This window comes from Nocardia halotolerans (assembly GCF_042650145.1).
GTDB lineage: Bacteria > Actinomycetota > Actinomycetes > Mycobacteriales > Mycobacteriaceae > Nocardia > Nocardia halotolerans.
Genome location: NZ_JBHSDL010000014.1, coordinates 1,238,498 through 1,256,972, shown reverse-complemented (window position 1 = coordinate 1,256,972; position 18,475 = coordinate 1,238,498). Strand labels below are relative to the sequence as shown.

General features: G+C 69.3%; 19 protein-coding genes. 7 read left to right on the top strand and 12 right to left on the bottom strand.

Features of this window, described 5'->3' with window-relative positions:
- From ACFO5K_RS16435 to ACFO5K_RS16405, 7 genes are all read right to left on the bottom strand, one after another.
- Entirely contained in the window at nt 1–2,127 is a 2,127-nt protein-coding gene (locus ACFO5K_RS16435; RefSeq protein WP_378562808.1) for an MMPL family transporter, read from the bottom strand.
- Nucleotides 2,128–2,360: 233 nt separating this feature from the next.
- Nucleotides 2,361–2,888, bottom strand: coding sequence for a hypothetical protein (locus ACFO5K_RS16430; RefSeq protein WP_378562805.1), 528 nt, complete (start codon nt 2,886–2,888; stop codon nt 2,361–2,363).
- Between the two features lie 56 nt (nt 2,889–2,944).
- Nucleotides 2,945–3,742, bottom strand: a complete 798-nt coding sequence (locus tag ACFO5K_RS16425) for a family 1 encapsulin nanocompartment shell protein (protein WP_378562804.1) — start codon at nt 3,740–3,742, stop codon at nt 2,945–2,947.
- Nucleotides 3,739–4,797, bottom strand: coding sequence for a Dyp-type peroxidase (locus ACFO5K_RS16420; protein WP_378562801.1), 1,059 nt, complete (start codon nt 4,795–4,797; stop codon nt 3,739–3,741). The genes ACFO5K_RS16425 and ACFO5K_RS16420 overlap by 4 nt, the downstream gene beginning before the upstream one ends.
- An 82-nt stretch (nt 4,798–4,879) precedes the next feature.
- Nucleotides 4,880–5,206 carry a cupin domain-containing protein gene (locus ACFO5K_RS16415; RefSeq protein WP_378562799.1) on the bottom strand — a complete coding sequence of 109 codons (327 nt, stop codon included), beginning with the start codon at nt 5,204–5,206 and terminating at the stop codon, nt 4,880–4,882.
- 105 nt (nt 5,207–5,311) lie between these two features.
- Nucleotides 5,312–5,791, bottom strand: coding sequence for a dihydrofolate reductase (locus ACFO5K_RS16410; RefSeq protein ID WP_378563903.1), 480 nt, complete (start codon nt 5,789–5,791; stop codon nt 5,312–5,314).
- 5 nt (nt 5,792–5,796) lie between these two features.
- Nucleotides 5,797–6,600: a thymidylate synthase gene (locus ACFO5K_RS16405; protein WP_378562797.1), complete on the bottom strand. Its 804-nt coding sequence runs from the start codon at nt 6,598–6,600 to the stop codon at nt 5,797–5,799.
- 45 nt (nt 6,601–6,645) lie between these two features.
- On the opposite strand from ACFO5K_RS16405, the gene cobF reads away from it, so the two are divergent.
- Both cobF and ACFO5K_RS16395 read left to right on the top strand, forming a co-directional pair.
- The gene (gene cobF / locus ACFO5K_RS16400; protein WP_378562795.1) at nt 6,646–7,386 is read left to right on the top strand and encodes a precorrin-6A synthase (deacetylating); all 741 of its coding nucleotides are present in this window, start codon (nt 6,646–6,648) and stop codon (nt 7,384–7,386) included.
- Between the two features lie 30 nt (nt 7,387–7,416).
- Nucleotides 7,417–8,286 (top strand): Fpg/Nei family DNA glycosylase, encoded by an 870-nt coding sequence (locus ACFO5K_RS16395; RefSeq protein ID WP_378562793.1) that lies wholly within the window; start codon nt 7,417–7,419, stop codon nt 8,284–8,286.
- Here ACFO5K_RS16395 and ACFO5K_RS16390 read toward each other — a convergent pair.
- Genes ACFO5K_RS16390 through pdxR form a run of 3 tightly spaced genes read right to left on the bottom strand, consistent with a single transcriptional unit; the run spans nt 8,279 to nt 11,436 of the window.
- Nucleotides 8,279–9,715 (bottom strand): dihydrolipoyl dehydrogenase family protein, encoded by a 1,437-nt coding sequence (locus tag ACFO5K_RS16390; RefSeq protein WP_378562790.1) that lies wholly within the window; start codon nt 9,713–9,715, stop codon nt 8,279–8,281. The genes ACFO5K_RS16395 and ACFO5K_RS16390 overlap by 8 nt on opposite strands.
- A complete protein-coding gene (locus ACFO5K_RS16385) occupies nt 9,712–9,957 on the bottom strand; it encodes a DUF2630 family protein (RefSeq protein ID WP_378562788.1) in 246 nt (81 codons plus the stop codon). The genes ACFO5K_RS16390 and ACFO5K_RS16385 overlap by 4 nt, the downstream gene beginning before the upstream one ends.
- A gap of 51 nt (nt 9,958–10,008) precedes the next feature.
- Nucleotides 10,009–11,436: a MocR-like pyridoxine biosynthesis transcription factor PdxR gene (pdxR, locus tag ACFO5K_RS16380; RefSeq protein WP_378562786.1), complete on the bottom strand. Its 1,428-nt coding sequence runs from the start codon at nt 11,434–11,436 to the stop codon at nt 10,009–10,011.
- A gap of 79 nt (nt 11,437–11,515) precedes the next feature.
- Here pdxR and ACFO5K_RS16375 point away from each other — a divergent pair, with 79 nt between their 5' ends.
- Together ACFO5K_RS16375 and ACFO5K_RS16370 are read left to right on the top strand one after the other, a co-directional pair.
- Complete coding sequence (locus tag ACFO5K_RS16375) at nt 11,516–12,250, top strand: pyridoxamine 5'-phosphate oxidase family protein (RefSeq protein ID WP_378562783.1); 735 nt, start codon at nt 11,516–11,518, stop codon at nt 12,248–12,250.
- Nucleotides 12,251–12,361: 111 nt separating this feature from the next.
- Nucleotides 12,362–13,054, top strand: coding sequence for a TetR/AcrR family transcriptional regulator (locus ACFO5K_RS16370; RefSeq protein ID WP_378562781.1), 693 nt, complete (start codon nt 12,362–12,364; stop codon nt 13,052–13,054).
- On the opposite strand, the gene ACFO5K_RS16365 is transcribed toward ACFO5K_RS16370, so the two are convergent.
- Both ACFO5K_RS16365 and ACFO5K_RS16360 read right to left on the bottom strand, forming a co-directional pair.
- Nucleotides 13,055–14,641: a hypothetical protein gene (locus ACFO5K_RS16365; protein ID WP_378562778.1), complete on the bottom strand. Its 1,587-nt coding sequence runs from the start codon at nt 14,639–14,641 to the stop codon at nt 13,055–13,057.
- Nucleotides 14,641–15,432: a crotonase/enoyl-CoA hydratase family protein gene (locus ACFO5K_RS16360; protein WP_378562775.1), complete on the bottom strand. Its 792-nt coding sequence runs from the start codon at nt 15,430–15,432 to the stop codon at nt 14,641–14,643. The genes ACFO5K_RS16365 and ACFO5K_RS16360 overlap by 1 nt, the downstream gene beginning before the upstream one ends.
- 63 nt (nt 15,433–15,495) lie before the next feature.
- On the opposite strand from ACFO5K_RS16360, the gene ACFO5K_RS16355 reads away from it, so the two are divergent.
- Genes ACFO5K_RS16355 through ACFO5K_RS16345 form a run of 3 tightly spaced genes read left to right on the top strand, consistent with a single transcriptional unit; the run spans nt 15,496 to nt 18,464 of the window.
- The gene (locus ACFO5K_RS16355; RefSeq protein ID WP_378562772.1) at nt 15,496–16,125 is read left to right on the top strand and encodes a TetR/AcrR family transcriptional regulator; all 630 of its coding nucleotides are present in this window, start codon (nt 15,496–15,498) and stop codon (nt 16,123–16,125) included.
- On the top strand, nt 16,119–17,747 hold the full coding sequence (locus ACFO5K_RS16350) for an acyl-CoA dehydrogenase family protein (RefSeq protein ID WP_378562769.1): 1,629 nt from the start codon (nt 16,119–16,121) through the stop codon (nt 17,745–17,747). The genes ACFO5K_RS16355 and ACFO5K_RS16350 overlap by 7 nt, the downstream gene beginning before the upstream one ends.
- 51 nt (nt 17,748–17,798) lie before the next feature.
- On the top strand, nt 17,799–18,464 hold the full coding sequence (locus ACFO5K_RS16345) for a nucleoside triphosphate hydrolase (RefSeq protein ID WP_378562766.1): 666 nt from the start codon (nt 17,799–17,801) through the stop codon (nt 18,462–18,464).
- Nucleotides 18,465–18,475 lie beyond the last annotated feature (11 nt).

Below are 18,475 nucleotides of genomic sequence, written 5' to 3'. Positions count from 1 at the left end.
TCAGCCTACTTTCACCAGATCCGCGGTGACGGCTGGTCGAGCAGGCCACCAGGTGCGATCTCCCAGCAGCAACAACACCGCGGGCAGGATCACGATGCGGATCACGAACGCGTCGAGCAGCACGGCCACCGCGAGGGCGAAGCCCATCTGCTTCATCTCCATGATGTGCAGTGGAACGAAGCTCGCGAAGATCGTGACCATGACGAACGCGGCGCTGGTCACCGCGCTCGCCGAACCGCCGAGACCCGAGATCACCGCCTGGCGGGTCGGCATGCCGCCATGCGCGAGCTCGCTGATGCGGCTGAGCACGAAGATCTGATAGTCCATCGACAGTCCGAACAGAATCACGAACAGCAGCAGAGGTACGCGGGAGCCGATCGAGCCGGTCGACTGGAAATCGAGCAGGTTTTCGGCCCACGTGTGCTGGAAGACCGCGGTCAGCAGGCCCAGCGCCGCGCCGGCCGAGAGCAGATTCAGTACGACGCCGATCAAGCCGAGCACAACGGACCGGAATGTCACGACGGTCAGGACGAACGTCACCAGCAGTAGTGTCGCGATGATCAGCGGCAGCTTCTGTTCCTGATGACGCGGGTAGTCGGCGTAGCGGGCGACATCGCCGGTTACCGCGTAGTCCACGCCGGTCAGTGCGCCGATCGTTGCCGGAAGGTATTCCGTGCGGACGCGTTCGAGTGACTCCTGGGCGGCGTCGTCGCTGACGTGGTGTGGCACCGGCAGCTCCAGCAGACTGACCCTGTCGTCGGGGGAGGTGCGCAGTTCGGCAGTGCCCGTGAGCGCCGGATCGGACTCGGCACGGGTGGCCAAGGCGTGCAGCGCGGCCCGCACCTCGGCGGCTCGTGCCGGTTCGGCCGCCACCGCCACCTGGTGCATCGATTTCAGCTCGGGGAACGCGGCATTGAGACGATCGAAGGTCTGCATGGCGGGGATAGCGCGTGGGTGCGAATTGCGGCCCATGTCGGTGAGATCGATCGTGAGCAGCGGTGCGGTGAGCGCGAGCATGGCCCCGACTGAGATGGTCAGCGCGGCAACGGGGCGGGCGGCGGTCAGGCGCAGGAGCGCACCGGTGAGTCGACCGGGACCCGATTGCCGCGCGGGTTTGCTCGCCGCCCGCCGGTCCGCTCGCTCGGTCAGCACCGTCAACAGGGCGGGCAGCGCGGTGAGCGAGCTGGCCACCGCGAGCAGGGTGACCAGAATCGCGCCGGTCGCGATCGAGGAGAACACGACATCGTCGGCGAGGTACATAGTCGCCGTGGAGACGGCGACGGCCAGTCCGGAGACCACCACCGCGCGGCCCGATGTCGCCGCGGCCAGTTCCACCAGTGCCCTCGAGCTGAGCGTCCTGCCGCCGCGGGCACGTTCCTCACGTGCGCGCTTGAGATAGAAGAGGGTGTAGTCGACACCGACCGCCATCCCGATCAGCAGAATGATGTTGGTGCCGACGCCGTTGTCGGGGAACAGATGTGAGGCCGGCAGCGACAGGCCGATCGCGGCGACAATGGACGAGATGGCCAGCAGCAGCGGGACCAAAGCCAAAGCTGCCGAACGGAACACGATCAGCAGAGTCAACAGGGTGATCGGGAGTGCGATCAGTTCGGTCTTCGCCAGGTCGCGCCCACGCAACGCTTCGACCCCGCTGCTGATCGAGGGCCCGCCGGTCTGCTCGATCCGCAACTCCGGATACGCGTGCTGCACCTGATCGGTCTGCTCGCGCAGCGGCGCCACGTGCTGTTTGGCGTCGAGTTCCGCGCCGGCCATCGTCACATCGATCCGCAATGCCGATTTGTCCGCCGAAAAGATCGGCGCGCCAACGGAGTCCACCTCGGCCAGGTTCAGCATTCGATCGGAGATCTCTTGTGCGGCACGATCCACGGTGGCCCCGGAACCGGTGATCAGCACCCGTTCCACCGGCCGCTGTTGCAGCCCACCCGAGGTCGCGATCGCCTCACCACGACCCGCCTCACCGATCCAGAAGTCTTCGGTAGCAGCAGGTTTCCCACCGATCCCGGCACCGATCCCGACACATAGCGCCACGAACACGAACCAGCCGACAATGGCCCGCCACGGATGGCGGGCACTGGCAACGGCTATCGACACCAACCCATTTCGCATGTCATCAATGCTGCTCGGGTACCCGGTGCCGCAGACAGCATCGACCGGTCGAACTTCGTGTCCACCGATCGGTGGACACGCCGTTGACACCGGGTGCGCAGACCGGCCGCCCCGGCTAGGGGCGGATCGAGGCCGAAGGTGAAATCCGCCGCACCGGAGTGGGTTCCGGCGATGATGAGCGCGGGTACTACGGTCCGATCGTCAAAGCGGGCGGGTAACCGGTGACGGCAGTGTCAGCGGGCAGTCGGCGGGGCGATCTGCCAATGCTGGTTGAGGGCACCCGCGATCTCGGGCAGCACGGTGATCGGAATGCGCTTGGCGCGCAGCAGCTCCCGGATCTCACGCACCTGCTCGCGTTTGCGCATGTTGTAGGCGCCGGCGACCGGGCCGAGCACCGGCGGGATCGACAACAGCACCAGTTCGTCGGCGGTGTCGCCGGTGAGGTCGAGTGCCAGTGCCCAGCGGCCGCGCTCGTCGAGGGTGAAACGGCCCGCGACCACCCGGTCCCACGGCACGGTGGCCGAACGGAACGGGGTCCGCACGTGGATCGCGGGCTCGGCGAGTTCCACGACATCACGCACGAACAGCATCGCACCCGCCGCGATCCCGGCCACCGCGCCGACCAGCAGGCCGGTGAAGACCCGGTTCGCCCCGAACATCGCCACGGCCAGCCCGGCGACGCCGGTGGTGACCAGCGCCCCGATCAGGCAGTAGAACAGGCTCCGACCAGCGGGTACGACCCCGGCACGCACGACAGCCATGCGGACCTCCCTCTCACGATTCGAGGCCCACCCTAGCGCTGCTCACCCCGGCGGGTTCAGGACCCGAGCGATACCGCCGCCTCGGAGGTCTCCACCAGGAAGGTGAAGGTCTCCTGGAAGTAGAGCTGCACGGTCTCGGCGTCGTGGCTGAGGTAGCCGATCGACAGGTCCTGGCCCAGGGCCAGCTCGAAGTCGCCGCCACGGGTGGTGAGGGCGAAGCCGCCGGTGATCGCGGGCGCCCAGATGATCTCGCTGTTGATCAGGCGCTCGATGTGGGTGCGGATCGGGTGGCCGTGATCGGAGGTCTCGCTGACCTTGGTGTACAGGTCGGCGCTGAGGACCACCGAGTACGGGCCCTGCACGCCCGCCAGGCGCAGGCCGGTGAGGGCGTGCGAGATGGCGTCGGGGATGTCGACCACATTGCTGGGCAGCGACACCGGGTCGTTGGAGGCGGCGGTGCGGATGCCGGTGATGCCCGCGGCGGCATAGCTCTCGAAGATCGCGCGGTCTTCGGCGAAGGCGATCTTCTGCGCGGCGTCCTTGAGGTTGTCCAGGTCGGCATCGGGTGCGCCGCGTTCGATGTCGTCGAGTTCGGCGCGCTGCAAGGTGAACGGCACCCGTAGCTCCACCAGCGGCTGCACCACCCGCCGGTGCGCCTGTACACCGTCGTCGGGTGAGTCGATCGCGGTGAGCCTGCCCCGGTTGAGCGCGGAGTAGGCGACACCGTGCGGGCCCGAGACGTCGACGACTCGGCGGCCCGCGATATTGCGCTTGAAGGTGCGGGTCGCTTCCTCTTCGATCTCGGCCCAGGCCTGGCCGGTGATCGGCGCGAGTTCGCGGTGCAGGTTGTTCATCGATTGCTCCTTTTCATCGTGCCGATGGCAAGTGAACCGTCGGAGTCGGCCGCCGCCGCCTTGTTGGCTTCGATGACCGGTTCGAAATCGGGGACGGGGACGTGCGGATCTTCGGTGGTGACCACGGCGGGCGCGTCGGGCAGATCGGCGAAGAAGTCGGCGCTGGGGGTGAAGAACAGGGTGCCGGTGACAGCGGTGGAGAAGTCGAGGATGCGGTCGTAGGCCGCGTCGTCGGTACCGAGGAACATGCGCTCGAGCATTTCCTCGGGAACCGAGGGGGTGGCGCAATAGGCGATGTAATAGGTGCCGAGTTGCTGGTTGCCGACGGTGCCGAAGGGCATGTTGGCGCGCAGGATGTCGCGTTCGACGCCGTCGGCATCGACGATGGTGTTCATCGTGACGTGCGAACTCGGCGGCTTCACATCGTCGGGCAGTTCGTAGTCACTGAGCTTGGTGCGCCCGATCACCCGTTCCTGCTCCTCGACCGGCAGCGCGTTCCACTCGTCGAGCGGGTGGATGTACTTCTGCACGATCACATAACTGCCCCCGGCGAACTCGGCGTCCTCATCGCCCACGAACACCGCCGCGTCGGCGGCCGCGCCCTCGGGGTTGGCGGTACCGTCCACGAAACCGAGCAGGTCACGCTGTTCGAAATAGCGGAAGCCCGCCGTCTCGTCGACCACGGTGGCCGAGCCGCGCAGCCGGGTGGCGATCGCCATCGCCAGTTCGTAGCAGGCGCCCATGTTCTCGGACCTGAGGTGGAACAGCAGATCGCCGGGGGTGGCCGGGCAGGAGTGCACCGGTCCGGCGTATCCGGGGAACTCGTGCAGCTCAGCCGGTTTGGGGCCGGTGAACAGCCGGTCCCACCCTCGCGAACCGATCGAGGTGACGCAGCTCAGCGCCTGGCCCGGTGTACGGAAACCGACGGACTTGCGCAGGTCGTCGACCTCGGTCAGCACATTGCGAACAGCGGCTTCGCCGCCCTCGTCGATGGTGGCGACAAGAAATATCGCGGCTTGCGTGAGTGGAACAATGACCGACTGTGGCTCACCCATGGCGTCCACAGTACGGCGGTCCACCGACAGGATCGGTCAGCGCCCTGGTGTGTCAGGCCGTTCCGAAGGCGTTGACCACGGGTTATTTGGCCACTGTCAGCAGAAATGTGACGTCGTCGACGGCCTTCACACTGTGCCGGGCGCGCGGGACCACGATCAGGTCACCGGCCGAGCCCTTCCATTCGTCGGCACCGGCGATGAGCACCAGTGTGCCGGTGAGTACCTGGATGGTGGCGTCACCCGCGTTGTCGTGCTCGGCCAGGCTCTGCCCCTCGGTGAGCGCGATGACGGTTTGGCGAAGCACATGGGTGTGGCCGCCGATCAGGGTTTGCGAACTCCGGCCGCTCGTCGAAGTGGCGGCCAGCTTCAGTTGTTGGCGGGCCACCGCGGTCAGCGATTTCTTGTCCATTGGATCGCGCCTTTCGCAGGCTGTCTCGCGGGCTGGTCTAGGGGCAGTATGCCCGACGATGCCCCCGCGTTCGGGCGTTTTGCCGCGACCGTTAGCCGGGTGTTGTCAGCCGCGGGTGAAGCGGCGAATCCGATACCGCAGGCCGGTTTTCGAGGTCAGCCACGGCGTGTCGGGCGCGTGCCAGTCCGGGCCGATGGGCGGGGCGAAGGCGTCACCGGCGACATCGGTGTCCACCTCGGTGACCAGCAAGGTCGTCGCGAACGGCAACGCCGCGCGGTAGATCTCCCCGCCCCCGGCGATCCAGGTGTCGCAGGTGGCGGTCATCTCCAGCGCGTCGGGAACCGAAGCCGCCCGTTCGGCGCCCGTGCCCGCCCAATCGGGCCCGCGAGTGACCACGATGTTGCGACGCCCCGTGAGGGGCCGGAAACCGGCGGGCAGGGAGTCCCAGGTGCGCCTGCCCATGATCACCGGATGACCCATGGTGGTCGCGCGGAAGTTCGCCATGTCCTCGGGCACGCGCCACGGAATGGTGTTGTCGACACCGATCACACCGTCGTTACCCTGTGCCCAGATCAGGCCGATCATGCGGCTCACACCGCCACCGGCGCCTTGATGGCCGGATGATGCTGGTAACCGGCGAGTTCGATGTCGCCGTAGTCGTAGTCGAACAGGCTGGTCGCGGGGCGCAGGTGCAGGGCCGGGAACGGGTAGGGCGCACGGGTGAGCTGCTCGCGAACCTGGTCGACGTGGTTGTCGTAGATGTGCACGTCACCGCCGGTCCAGATGAACTCACCGGGCTCGAGCTCGGTCTGCTGGGCCACCATCAGGGTGAGCAGCGCGTAGCTGGCGATGTTGAACGGCACCCCGAGGAACAGGTCGGCGCTGCGCTGATACAGCTGACACGACAGCTTGCCGTCGGCGACATAGAACTGGAACAACGCGTGACAGGGGGCCAGCGCCATCTTGTCCAGCTCGGCCACGTTCCAGGCCGACACGATCATCCGGCGTGAATCCGGGTCGGTGCGCAGGGTGTGCAGTACGTCGGTGATCTGGTCGATGTGGGTGCCGTCGGGGGTGGGCCAGGAGCGCCACTGCACCCCGTAGACCGGGCCCAGCTCACCGTCGGCGTCGGCCCATTCGTCCCAGATGCTCACTCCGTGCTCGTGCAGCCAGGCGACGTTGGAGTCCCCGCGCAGGAACCACAGCAGTTCGTAGGCGATCGATTTCATGTGCACCCGCTTGGTGGTGATCAGCGGGAAGCTCGCGGCCAGGTCGTAGCGCAGTTGATGCCCGAAAATGCTGCGGGTGCCGGTGCCGGTGCGATCGGCTTTGGGCGTGCCGTGCTCGAGCACGTGCCGGAGCAGATCCTCGTACTGCGTATCAGGGGTGGCCACGCCTGGCGATTCTACGGGTCGGGGCACCTGGCAAGCTCTTCGCGTATGCGCAAGCTCTTCGTGATCGGCATCGGCGCCGGCGACCCCGACCAGGTGACGATGCAGGCAGTCAAGGCCATGCGCCGCGCCGACGCGTTCTTCGTCATCGGCAAGGGCGCCGAGAAGCAGGAACTGGTGGATGTGCGAACCGCGATCCTGGCCGAGCATGTCGAGGGTCCACACCGGATCTTCGAGATCGCCGACCCGCCGCGTGAACGCACCCCCGCCGACTACACCGGTGTCGTCGAGGACTGGCACGAACGCCGCGCCGCCCTGCTGGAAGCCGCGTTCGACGAGGTCGAGGGCACCGGCGCGATCCTCGTCTGGGGCGACCCGGCGCTCTACGACAGCACGTTGCGCATGGTCGAACGGGTGCTGGCGCGCGGCCGGGTGAGCTTCGACTACGAGGTGATCCCCGGTGTCACCAGCGTCGCCGCGCTGGCCGCCGGTCACCGCATGGTGCTGCACCGCATCGGTGAGCCGGTGCACGTCACCACCGGTCGCAGACTGCGCGAGGAAGGACTGGGCGCCGGTTCCACGGTGGTGATGCTCGACGGTGAGTGCTCGTTCACCCGGGTGCCCGGCGACAACCTGCACATCTGGTGGGGCGCGTACCTGGGCATGCCCGACGAAGTCCTCATCGAGGGCAACCTGCGCGCGGTGGAGGATCAGATCGTGGCCCGCCGCGCCGACCTGCGTGCGGAAAAGGGCTGGATCATGGACGTCTACCTGCTGCGTTCGGTGTGAGCCGGGGGCCGCGCGGCTAAACTGGCCCTCGTGCCCGAACTACCCGAGGTCGAGGCGTTGGCGCAGTTCCTGCGGGACCATGCGGTCGGTTCCGTCGTGGGGCGCGTCGATGTGGCCGCGTTGAGCGCGGTGAAGACGTTCGATCCGCCGGTCACCGCCCTGTCCGGTCGTGATGTCACCGGCGCGGGCCGATGGGGCAAATTCCTCGGGATGGACTGTGGCGGACTGTGGCTGATCACCCATCTGTCGCGCGGCGGCTGGCTGCGGTGGGTCGATGAACCGAACCCGTTGCCGCCCAAGCCCGGTGGTAAGAGTCCGCTCGCCTTGCGCGTGCACTTCTTCACCCCGGAGGGTGCGACGCCGGCGATCGACCTGACCGAGGCGGGGACAAAGAAGCGCTTGGCCGTCTATGTCGTCGAGGACCCGCGGATGGTTCCGGGGATCGCCCGGCTCGGGCCCGACGCGTTGGCCGTGACCGAGGACGAGTTCGCGGCCCTGCTGGGTGGCACCTCGCAGCGGCTCAAAACCGCCCTGGTCGATCAGACCCTGATCGCCGGGATCGGCAACGCCTACTCCGACGAGATCCTGCACACCGCGCGGATCTCCCCGTTCGCCAATACCAGGACCCTGCCGGCGGAGAAGGTGTCGCAGCTGTACACCGCGATGCGGACGGTGCTGCTGGACGCGGTCGCACGCTCCACCGGGCAGGACGCGGCCCGGCTCAAAGGTGAGAAGCGCTCGGGGATGCAGGTACACGCCAGGGCCGGGCAGCCGTGCCCGGTGTGCGGGGACACAGTGCGCGAGGTGTCTTACGCGGAGCGGTCGTTCCAGTACTGCGCCACCTGTCAGACCGGTGGCAAAGTGCTCGCCGACCGGCGGATGTCGCGGCTGCTCAAGTAGGGCGGCGCCACGTTTCGAGCAGTCGCAGCCAGAACTCACTGACCGTGGGGAAGGCGGGCACCGCGTGCCACAGGGTTTCCAGCGGCACCCGGCCCACCACGGCGATGGTCGCCGCATGCAACTGCTCGCCCAGCTCGGGGCCGACGAAGGTGGCGCCGAGGAGCCGTTCGGTAGCGGTATCGATGACGATCTTGGCGCGACCCTCGAAGTCGTCGCGCGACAACGCGGAGCCGGCGACGGCGATATCGAGCTCCACGGTGTCGACGGCGTACCCGGCCTCACGCGCCTGCCGTTCGGTGAGTCCCACGGCGGCGAGTTCGGGCGCGGTGTAGACGACCTGGGGAACCTGCTGATGATCGGCGCTCGCGGTGTAGCGCGGGCCCTCCGGCCGCTCACCTCGCGCGCGGGCGGCGATCACGTCACCGCACACCCTGGCCTGGTATTTGCCCATATGCGTCAGGGCGGCACGATGATTCACATCGCCCACCGCGTAGAGCCAGTCACCGGGCACTTCGCGTACGCGGAGCTGATCGTCGACGTCGACATAACCGTCGGGCAGGCCGACCGCGTCCAGACCGAGTGATCCGGTGGCCGGTGCGCGGCCGGTGGCGACGACGAGTTCGTCGACCTCGAGTTCGTCGTCGTCGAGGGTCACGGTCACCGGTCCGCCGTGGATCCGGCCGACGCCGGTGTCGGCGGTATCGCGTCGCGAGACCGACCGCGGTTCGGTGCGCAGCCGTACCGTGACGCCCTTGTCGCGCAGACCACCCAGCACCAGGTCGGCGGCGAACGACTCGACCCGGGGGAGCAACCGGTCGCCTCGTACCAACATCGTCACCTCGGCGCCGAGTTCGGCCAGCCACGTAGCGGTTTCGCAGGCCACCACCCCGCCGCCGACGACGGCGACCCGGTTCGGGACGACGGTCAGGTTGGTGGCGTCGCGGGAAGTCCACGGCAGGGCCGCGCGCAGTCCCGGGACATCGGGGATCGCGGCGGTGGTGCCGGTGGCCAGGACGACCGCGTGGCGGGCGCGCAGCAACCGCGTGCCGTCGCCGGTGTCGACCTCCACCAGCCGCTCACCGGCCAGTCGGCCGGTGCCACGGATCGGTTCGATGTGGGCCGACTCCGCCCAGTCCACCTGGGAGCTGTCGTCGCGGCCATGGGTGAAGTCGGTGCGCCGGGCCAGCACATCGGCCACCTGTGGGCCGCTCACCGTCACCCCGGGCATGGCCTCGCCGAGCGCGAGGACCGCGCCCGGGCGCAGCAGGGCCTTACTGGGGATGCAGGCCCAGTAGCTGCACTCGCCGCCGAACAGTTCGTGCTCGATCAGGGCGGCGGTGCGGTCACTGCCGGCGATGGCGTAGGCGGCGGCGTTCTCACCCGCCGGGCCACCACCGATGACGATGACGTCGTATTCGGCGTCGGTCACTGCAAGTAGCCCTCGACCTCACGCGGGGAGCGCAGCTGGGTCGCCTCGGGCGATTCGTCGGCATCGGAGCGAGCCCGCCGCTGCCGCAGCAGATCCCACGCCTGATCGAGCATCACTTCCAGCTGAGCCAGCTGCTGACGTTCGGCGACCGGGTCGATCTCGCCCGCGGTGGCCTTGGCCCGCAGCGCGTGCTCGTCGTCGACCAGCTGTTTGATCTGGGCCAGGATGTCCTGCTCGGTCATGTGCTCACCACTTCGATGCTCGGAGGGGTAGTGCAGACGTCAGGCTCCATGCTACGACCGCGTCCTGGCAGGCGGGGCGGGTTCGCCGCCCGCGTGCCGAGCTCGACGGCGGGCTGCCGCGGCGAGACAATCGGCGGCGATCGGCACGGCTCTGGCCAGATCGGCGCTGGTCAACGTGCTGTAGCCGAGGGCGATGCCGAAGTGGTGCTCCGCCGCGAGGTGATGGCGGGCCAGGCCGTCGAGCTGGACGCCGCGGGCGCGAGCGGCGTCGACCGCGTGGCGTTCGGCGGTGGCGTCGGCCAGCTCGACCACCACGTGCGAGCCGGCGTCGTCGCCGATCACCGGCAGGCCGCGGCGGGCGAGTTCGGCGACGACCAGGGCGCGCCGCGGTGGCATCACCCGGCGCAGGCGGCGCAGGTGCCGGGACAGGTCGCCGTGGCGGGCGAACTCACTGAGCACCCGCTGTCCGGCCGGGCTGGGGAAGGTGCCGAGGCGGACCCGATGGGCGAGCACGGCGGCGGCGATGTCGGGACGCGCGACCAGCCAGCCGACGCCGAGCGTGGTGGCGATGATCTTGCTGGTGGTGCCGAGGTGCACGACCACATCCGGCGCCATCGCCGCGAGCAGTGGCAGTGGCGCCGCGTCGTAGCGCAATTCGCCGTCGTAGTCGTCTTCGATGATGAATGTGCCGGTGCGTCTGGCGAATTCGACGAGTTCGACCCGCCGGGCGGCTTGCATCGTCGCACCCAGCGGGAACTGATGTGCCGGTGTGCAGTACACCGCGCGCACACCGGCCGGTATCCGGTCCACGCACAGGCCGTTGGCGTCGACGGGTACCGGCACCGGCTCGATGCCCGCGGCCCGGAACGCGCCGACGGCCCGCAGGTAGCCGGGATCTTCGATGGCGACGGTGTCGCTGGGACGCAGCAGCGCGGTGGCGAGTTCGCTCACCGCGGCGCTGGTGCCCGCGGTGGCCAGCACCACCGATTCGGTGCCGGCGGCCAACCCACGGTGGCGGAGCAGATGTTCGGCCACGGCCGCCCGGAAGTCCGGTTCACCCGCACGGTCCTTGCGGGCCTGGGGTGGCTGATCAGCGGCCGCCCGCCAGGCCCGCCGCCACGCCGCCGGGTCGACCGCCTCGACGCAGGGCGCTCCCGGACGGAGATCGAGCAGGTCCACCGCCGGGTCGCCGCCGCGAACGGCACCGATGGTGGGCGCCGCGGTAGCGGGGGCCGTACTCAGGTAGGTGCCCGCGCCACGTCGGCCGCGCAACCAGCCTTCGGCGTGCAGTTGGTCGTAGGCGGTGGTCACCACGGCCCGGCTCACCCGCAGTCGTTGGGCCAGCGCCCGGGAGGAGGGCAGGCGGTCACCCACGCGCAGCACCCGGTCGGTCGCGGCGGCGCGCAAAGCATCGGCGACCTGCACCGACAGCGGTTCGGCCGCCGTGCGGTCGAGTGGGATCGGAAGGTCGTCGAGCACGGTGCCCCTCGAATTGGCCTGTTGAAGTTCTGTCGAATTGGACCTATCACCAGTCCAATGGTTCAGCGAAGCTCATCATATGAGCACGCGAACACGCACCCCCTTGTCGCCGACCCCGCGCACCACACTGACCCGCGCCAAGGAGCGCGGTGTCCGCGATCGGGCCGAACTCGACGCCGTGCTCGACGCGGGCCTGATCTGCCACCTCGGTGTAATGCTCGGCGGCTCGCCGGTGGTGCTGCCCACCGCCTACGGCCGCATCGGCGACACCGTCTACCTGCATGGTTCCACCGGTGCGGGCGCGGTGCGCGCGGCGGTCGGCGCCGACGTCTGCGCGACGGTGACCCACGTCGACGGCCTGGTGTACGCGCGTTCGGCCATGCATTTCTCGATGAACTACCGCAGCGCGGTGATTCGCGGCACGGCGGTGCTGGTCACCGACGAAGCCGAACGCGGGGAAGCCCTGCGTGTGATCGTGGAACACTCCGCGCCCGGCGCGTGGAACCGGGTGCGGCCGCCCGATCGTAAGGAAATGGCGGCCACCATGGTGCTGGCCCTGGACCTCACCGAGGCGTCGGTGAAGGTGCGCACCGGCGGGCCCAAGGACGACGCGGACGATATCGAGCGCGGCGGTGTGTGGGCCGGGGTGCTGCCGTTGCACCAAGTGTGGGGTGCGCCGATCGCGTCCGCTGATCTGGAACCGGGGGTGGAGGTGGCCGCCGATGTGGCCGCGCGGGTGTCGCCGGTGGGCCTCGGCTGGGCTCGGAGTGTGGCGGTACCGGCCGGGCAGGTGTTGCCGTTGAGGGCCGGCTGACTGAGGGGTCGATGGTAGCTCTGGAACGGTGCCGGGCCGGCGTGATGTGACGTGCCGGACGGGTGGCGAGCGAGAGCGTCGAGTGGGTGCGGGGGAGGTAGGGTTCGTCGCATGGTGGAGCCGGAAACTCCAGGTCCAGCGGGTGGTGGCGGGCTCGGCGACGAACGGCTCGTCGAGGCGGCGCTGGCAGTGCTCGACGACGGCGGGGCGAGTGCGTTGTCGATCCGGGCGGTCGCCGAGCGGCTCGGTGTGGCGCCCGATGCCGTGCGCGAGCACTTCGCCGGTTCGGGGGAGCTCGAGCGGGCGGTGATCGAGCATGTGCTCTCCACCGTGCCGTTGCGTGCGCTCACCGACTACGGGGTGGAGTGGACTGCCGCGGTCATCCAGTTCGCGCTCGGGCTGCGGGCGCGATTGTTGCGCCATCCCGCGGTCGTCACGTTGATGATGTCGGGGCCGCTGGACGGTCCGGCGGCCGACGGACCGGCGGCACGCGACATGAGCGAGTCGCTGTTCGTCTGCCTCGCCCGGGGCGGGCTGGCCACGCAGTGGCGTGCGCACGGGGTGTACGCGGTGATCGTCCACGTGCTCGGCTCGGTGGCACTCGATGTGGCCGAAACCGACGGCAAGCCGCCGTTCCCGCCGGATTCCGAACGCGTGGCCGCCCGCCGAAAGGCCTTGGAGGACACGGACCTGAGCCGGTGGCCGCGCACCGAGGCGCACCTGGACGAGATCGCCGCCTGGACCTCCGTGGACCAATTCGTTTGGGCGCTGCGGGTTCTGCTCGTCGGGATGACCGCGAGCTGATCACCAGGCGGTGGGGTGCAAGCCCGTCGCGGCGAGCACGCGAACTGTTGCCGCGTCGAAGGTTTCGTCGTGCTCACCCAGGTCGACCAGGGCGAGGGTGTAGGTGCCGGTGAGGCGCGAGAGGTATCCCGAGAGCCGGGTGCGGGGGAAGGCGGTGAGCCCGGGGTGGATGGCGCGGGCCGCCACCCGCGTGGCGTGGTGGGGGCCGATGGTGCGCAAGGTGCCGGGAAGAGTCCCGATGTTGGAGCACAGAATATCGCGCTCACCGGCCCCTTTGCTCAGTGCGTACGCCCAGCGGTCCGGCAGTACCTGCAGGATCTGTTCGGGCAGACCCGCTGGACTCGACATGCGGTGCAGATAGGCGGCGCGAGCCTTGTCGCGAATCGTGGCCGGGGTGTCGGCGCGCACGATCGCGATCTCGGTCATCGCCAGATCGTTGTCGACTCGCGGCTCATCACGGGTGTCCACCGGGAGGCTCGCCGAGATCGTGTCATGTGCGAAACCGTTCTCCCACAAGATGTTCGCGACCAGATAGATGAACAAGCTGTTCGGGGTGCCGGCGAAAGCGGCTGCGGTGGTGTCCCAGGCGTCCGCGTCGAAAGTGAGCAGGGTGCTGTGGACTGCACGGCCGGTGGACGGTTCCGGTGCGCTCGTCGGCGGGGGCTTCGGCACACCGTGCCGTAATGCGCGCACCGTGCCGCCGAGGATGGTGGACCACTGGGCGCGTGCATCCGCCCAGTCCGAAAGACCGGCCTCGCCCTCGCAGGACTGGGATTTGCGGTCGGTGGACTCGGTCTTGTGCTTGGCGGGCGGGAGTTGGCGGTTGACGGACTCGATGTCGTGCTTGCCGGGCCGGATCTGGCCGTCGGCAGGCTCGACTTCGTGCTCCGCAGACCAGAACTCGCGGTCGGTGGGTGTGACCTCGGGGTCGGCGGATGCGACCTCGCGGTCGGTGGATGTGGCCTCGCGGTGATCGGCCGGGCGGTGTTTCGTACGGACCCGTGTTCGGGCGGTATCGGCGACGTCGAGGGATTCCAGGGCGTATCCGACAGCGTGAATCAAACCTCGGGCATCGGCCAGCGAATGGGAACAGGTCAGGGCCACAACGGTTCCACCGTCTGCCAGGGGGGCTGCTGATAGCCGCCAACCCGGCGAATGCTCCGGGTCGAGATCGAATCCGAGGCTGTCGGCCCAGCCCGAGATCGCACTCGCGGCAAGCGGTCCACTGCCTGCGTCGTAGTAGCTGCATACATCGGCTTTGCCGCCGGTGTGGTCGCAGCGGGCAGTGGAGTCGGGTGTGCGGGTGGCCGCGGTTGTCGGCCAATCGGTTCGGGTGGCGGAGTGGTTCGGCAGGAGGTCGAGAGGGTGGGCGCGGGTGGTGGGTTGCCAGGCTCGGCGGGCGCCGGGGATTCGCGGGCGGATCACTCGGCGGCCGAGCGGGCCGCGGCGTAGACGGTCGTGAATCCGGTGCAGCAGAGCGGGTTCCATCGGGGTGCTGGTGCGCCACAGTCCCTGTAGGGCGATGGGGGTGCCGAGGCCGCGGTGGGTGCGCAGGAAGATTTCGTCGATGACGGTGAGACGGTCCATCAGCTGTGGTCGGGGTTGCCGTGTCGGCCTCGGCCGGCGGCGAAGCGGGCGGCGCCGTCGAGGGCGCCGCCGGTGAGGGCCGTCATGCCGTGCTGGAATTCGATGTCGAGGGCGTCGGCTTCGGGGTGGCCGTACTGGTCGAGCAGGGCGGCGCGGTCGGTGCGCAGACAGGTCTGGGGCAGGGTGGCGAGCTGGGCGGCCAGTTCCTCGGCGACGCGGCGGGCATCGCCGGTAGGGACCACGCGGGTCACCAAACCCATCTGCAAAGCTTCGGGGGCGCTCACCGGACGCCCGGTCAGGATCATGTCCAGGGCCCGGCCCTCGCCGACGATGCGCGGCAATCGGACGGTGCCGCCGTCGATCAGCGGCACACCCCAGCGGCGGCAGAACACGCCGAAGATCGCGTCCTGTTCGGCCACCCGCAGGTCGCACCACAGGGCGAGTTCGAGCCCGCCGGCCACCGCGTAACCGGATACGGCCGCGATCACCGGTTTGGACAGTCGCATCCGGGTGGGCCCCATCGGGCCGTCGCCGTCCTCGGTGACCTGATTGCTGTTCTCGGTGCCCAGTGACTTCAGGTCCGCGCCCGCGCAGAAGGTGCCGTGATCGCCCCACAACACCGCGACCGACGCCTTCGTGTCGGCCTCAAAGGCGCGAAACGCGTCCGCCAGCGCCCGCGCGGTCGGGCCGTCGACGGCATTGCGGGCCTGGGGGCGATCGATGATCACCGTGGTGACCGGGCCCGTGTGTTCGACCCGCACCGGGCGGTGCGCTGCGCGATCGGCATTCATCGCTCGACCATACGACGAACCGACCCTTGTGTGAAGGGGTGAATCAGTGGTTCACTTCTTGGCATGGTGTACCGCAGGACCCCCGCCGTGCAGGCCCGGCTCGACGCGCAACGTGCGCTGATCGTGCAGGGCGCCACCGGCGTGCTCTCCCGCGAGGGCTTCGCCGGGCTGTCGATGGCAGCGGTGGCCGCGGAGGCGGGCATCGCCACCGGCACGGTCTACAAACAGTTCGCGGGCAAGGCCGAACTGGTCGCCGCGGTCTTCGAGACGGTGGTCGCCCGCGAGGTCGAGGCGGTGCGCGCCGCGGTCGCCGAGGGGGAGGTGCTGCAGCGGGTGAGTGCCGCCGTCGAGACCTTCGCCGGGCGCGCGCTCAAGAACCCGAAGCTGGCCTACGTGCTGCTCGCCGAACCCGTCGACGCCGCGGTCGACGCGCAACGGTTGCAGTTCCGGCGCGCCTTCGCCGCCGCGTTCGAGGCCGCCATCGTGAGCGGGGTGGCCGAGGGCAGCCTGCCCGCCCAGGACCCGCATCTGAGCGCCGCCGCCCTGGTCGGTGCGATCGGGGAGGTGCTGGTCGGCCCCCTGGTCGCCGCCCCCCATGCCGAGACCGTCATCCCCGAGCTCGTCGCTTTCGCCGTGCGTGCGCTGGGCGCGCGCACGGATTCGTTGTCACCGAAGGAGTTCCGGTCATGCTGACCCACGAAGTGTTCAACCAGGCCCCGTCGCTGGCGCCGTTCGACGCCGCGCGCAACCCCGCCCTGCTGGAAGGGCTGCACCGCGAAGGCGCGGGCTGGGCCGAAGCCGAGGTGCGTGAACTGGGCGCGCTGGCAGGCGGTCTCGCCGCGCAGGAGTGGGGCCGGCTCGCCAACGAGTACCCGCCGGTGCTGCACACCCACGACCGGTGGGGGCATCGCGTCGACGAGGTCGAGTTCCATCCGCACTGGCACGACCTGATGAACGTGGCGGTGACGCACGGCTTGCACGGCGCGGCCTGGCTCGACGACCGTCCCGGCGCGCATACTGCCCGCGCCGCCAAGTTCTACACCTGGGGAGCCGCCGAGGCGGGGCACATGTGCCCGATCTCGATGACCTACGCCGTGGTCCCCGCCCTGCGCCACAATGCCGAACTCGCCGCCCGCTATGAACCACTGCTCGGCTCGCGCACTTACGATTTCGGTCTCCGCGAACCCTCGACCAAGGCCGGTCTCATCGCGGGCATGTCGATGACGGAGAAGCAGGGCGGCTCCGATGTGCGGGCCAACACCACCACCGCGGCCCCGCAACCGGACGGGTCCTACCGGATCGTCGGGCACAAGTGGTTCACCTCGGCACCGATGTCGGACATGTTCCTCACCCTCGCCCAGGCACCCGGTGGGCTGTCGTGCTTCCTGCTGCCGCGCGTGCTGCCCGACGGCACCCGCAACCCGATCCGCATCCAGCGGCTCAAGGACAAGCTGGGCAACAAGTCCAACGCCTCCGCGGAGATCGAATACGAGAACGCCATCGGCTGGCTCGTCGGAGCCGAGGGTGCCGGCGTGAAGACGATCATCGAGATGGTCAACATGACGCGGCTGGACTGCGTGATCGGCTCGGCCACCGGAATGCGGTTGGGTGCGGTCACCGCCATCCACCACGCCCGGCATCGAGAGGCTTTCGGCACCAAGCTGATCGACCAGCCCGCCATGCGCAATGTGCTCGCCGACCTGGTGATCGAATCGGACGCGGCGACCACGGTGATGATGCGACTGGCCGGGGCCACCGACCGCGCCGGCAGCGACCCGGCCGAGGCGGCCCTGCGCCGCATCGCCCTCGCCATCACCAAGTACTGGGTGTGCAAGCGCGCCCCGGCGCACGCGGCCGAGGCGCTGGAATGCCTGGGCGGCAACGGGTATGCCGAAGAATCCGGGATGCCCCGGCTCTACCGGGAGGCGCCGCTGATGTCGATCTGGGAAGGATCGGGCAATGTGGCCGCACTGGATGCGTTGCGCGCCATGGGACGTCAGCCCGAGACCGTCGAGGCGTACTTCGCCGAGGTCGGGCTCGCCCGCGGGGCGGATCGGCGCCTCGACGACGCGATCGACCGAGTCGGCAAGGAACTCACCGACCTGACCGACATCGAATACCGTGCCCGGCGTGTGGTCGAACTGATGGCGCTGGTGCTGCAGGGCGCGCAGCTGGTGCGCCACGGTCACCCCGCCGTCGCCGACGCGTTCTGCGCGACCCGCCTCGGCGGCGACTGGGGCATCGCCTTCGGGACCCTGCCCGTCGGCGCCGACACCGGCGCGATCCTCGAGCGCGGTTTCGCCGACGTGCGATGAGCCCACGCGCAAGCGAGGTCCGGCGGCCGTCGACTCGGTAGGGTGGACAGGGTGACCTGCGCGAACGAGGTGCTGTCGGTCGGCGAACTGGCCCAACGCATCCCGGTGCGCAACGAGCGGTTCCTGCTGGGGATCGCCGGCCCGCCGGGTGCCGGGAAATCGACACTGGCGCAGCTGCTGCACGTCGAGCTGGTCCGGGCCGGCCGACCGGCGGTCGTCGCACCGATGGACGGCTATCACCTGCGCAACGATGTGCTGCGGGCCCGCAACGCCCTGGCGCGCAAGGGCGAACCCGACACCTTCGACGCGTCACGTTTCGTCGCTGACCTGCGGTTGTTGCGGGACACGCCGGTCGGCGACCCGGTGCCGTGGCCGCTGTTCGATCGGGCGATCGACGAGCCCACCGACAATGGCGTGGTCGTGCGCGACGAACGCATTGTCATCGTCGAGGGAAACTACCTGCTGTTGACCGAGGCCGAGGCGCCTGGCTGGGCCGAAGTGCGCGGGCTGCTGGACCAATGCTGGTACCTGGACGCGCCGCGACCGGTCCTCACCGAACGACTGCTCGACCGGCACACCACCGGCGGCCGGACACCGGACGAGGCGCGCCACAAGGTGACCAGCAGCGATCTGCGCAACGCCGAACTGGTTGCCGCGAGTGGACACCGCGCCGATCTCGTACTGACCGCGGCGGGCAGCGGCTACCGCGTGCACTGATCCATCGGCGC

What these genes read in the sequence shown, in the direction of transcription:
- ACFO5K_RS16430 (WP_378562805.1), bottom strand. Translation starts at nt 2,888, where the DNA reads ATGGCTGTCGTGCGTGCCGGGGTCGTACCCGCTGGTCGGAGCCTGTTC.
- ACFO5K_RS16365 (WP_378562778.1), bottom strand. Translation starts at nt 14,641, where the DNA reads ATGGACCGTCTCACCGTCATCGACGAAATCTTCCTGCGCACCCACCGC.
- ACFO5K_RS16375 (WP_378562783.1), top strand. Translation starts at nt 11,516, where the DNA reads ATGAGCACGCGAACACGCACCCCCTTGTCGCCGACCCCGCGCACCACA.
- ACFO5K_RS16410 (WP_378563903.1), bottom strand. Translation starts at nt 5,791, where the DNA reads ATGATCGGCCTGATCTGGGCACAGGGTAACGACGGTGTGATCGGTGTC.
- ACFO5K_RS16385 (WP_378562788.1), bottom strand. Translation starts at nt 9,957, where the DNA reads ATGACCGAGCAGGACATCCTGGCCCAGATCAAACAGCTGGTCGACGAC.
- ACFO5K_RS16420 (WP_378562801.1), bottom strand. Translation starts at nt 4,797, where the DNA reads ATGGGTGAGCCACAGTCGGTCATTGTTCCACTCACGCAAGCCGCGATA.
- ACFO5K_RS16360 (WP_378562775.1), bottom strand. Translation starts at nt 15,432, where the DNA reads ATGAATGCCGATCGCGCAGCGCACCGCCCGGTGCGGGTCGAACACACG.
- ACFO5K_RS16350 (WP_378562769.1), top strand. Translation starts at nt 16,119, where the DNA reads ATGCTGACCCACGAAGTGTTCAACCAGGCCCCGTCGCTGGCGCCGTTC.
- ACFO5K_RS16355 (WP_378562772.1), top strand. Translation starts at nt 15,496, where the DNA reads ATGGTGTACCGCAGGACCCCCGCCGTGCAGGCCCGGCTCGACGCGCAA.
- ACFO5K_RS16370 (WP_378562781.1), top strand. Translation starts at nt 12,362, where the DNA reads ATGGTGGAGCCGGAAACTCCAGGTCCAGCGGGTGGTGGCGGGCTCGGC.
- ACFO5K_RS16425 (WP_378562804.1), bottom strand. Translation starts at nt 3,742, where the DNA reads ATGAACAACCTGCACCGCGAACTCGCGCCGATCACCGGCCAGGCCTGG.
- ACFO5K_RS16435 (WP_378562808.1), bottom strand. Translation starts at nt 2,127, where the DNA reads ATGCGAAATGGGTTGGTGTCGATAGCCGTTGCCAGTGCCCGCCATCCG.
- ACFO5K_RS16415 (WP_378562799.1), bottom strand. Translation starts at nt 5,206, where the DNA reads ATGGACAAGAAATCGCTGACCGCGGTGGCCCGCCAACAACTGAAGCTG.
- cobF (WP_378562795.1), top strand. Translation starts at nt 6,646, where the DNA reads ATGCGCAAGCTCTTCGTGATCGGCATCGGCGCCGGCGACCCCGACCAG.